The organism is Mammaliicoccus sp. J-M41, from assembly GCF_022385935.1.
Taxonomy (GTDB): Bacteria; Bacillota; Bacilli; order Staphylococcales; family Staphylococcaceae; genus Mammaliicoccus; species Mammaliicoccus sciuri_A.
Window position 1 is genome coordinate 1 of sequence record NZ_JAJNIR010000073.1, and the last position, 522, is coordinate 522.

The following is a 522-nucleotide window of genomic DNA, read 5'->3' on the forward strand; positions in this document are numbered from 1 at the left end:
CCTGATAGTTCTTTTACATTTTTTTCAAACTTCCCAGCACAATTCGCACACGAGAAACCCTCCACACGGTAAACCTGTTTATCTTCTGTTAATGTTTTTGTTGAACTATCCAATACTAGCAACCTCCCTTTGATGCAAGAAAGCTTTTTCTACAAGCTGTTTAACATGCTCATCATCTAGTGAATAATAGACTAATTTTCCTTCTTTACGGTATTTTGCTATACCTAAATTTTTCAATAATCTTAAATGATGGGATGCCGTAGCCGTTGAAGATTCAATGATATTAGCTACATCACAAACACATAACTCTCCCTCTAAAGACAAAACATAAGCAATTTTAACTCTTGTATCATCTGATAGAGCCTTAAAAACTTTCGCTACATCCATAGGATTCTGTTTAGCAAGGTCTTTTTTAGCCCTGTTTACCTTATCTGGTATGTCAACAAAAACTTAGACAGAATTCATAAGTTTATAAGAGGTTGGCGTTTGATAATTTAATCCTGCATGTATTCTTTCATTGTT

Annotated in this window: 1 protein-coding gene and 1 pseudogene; both read right to left on the reverse strand. The window is 34.1% G+C overall.

Annotation, left to right across the window (positions count from 1 at the left end):
* Positions 1 to 113 (reverse strand): annotated as a pseudogene (locus LQ686_RS13925) (heavy metal-associated domain-containing protein); the annotation flags it as partial.
* A complete protein-coding gene (locus tag LQ686_RS13930) occupies positions 106 to 438 on the reverse strand; it encodes an ArsR/SmtB family transcription factor (RefSeq protein ID WP_239706530.1) in 333 nt (110 codons plus the stop codon). The pseudogene LQ686_RS13925 and the gene LQ686_RS13930, both read right to left, overlap by 8 nt.
* Between the last annotated feature and the right edge of the window lie 84 nt (positions 439 to 522).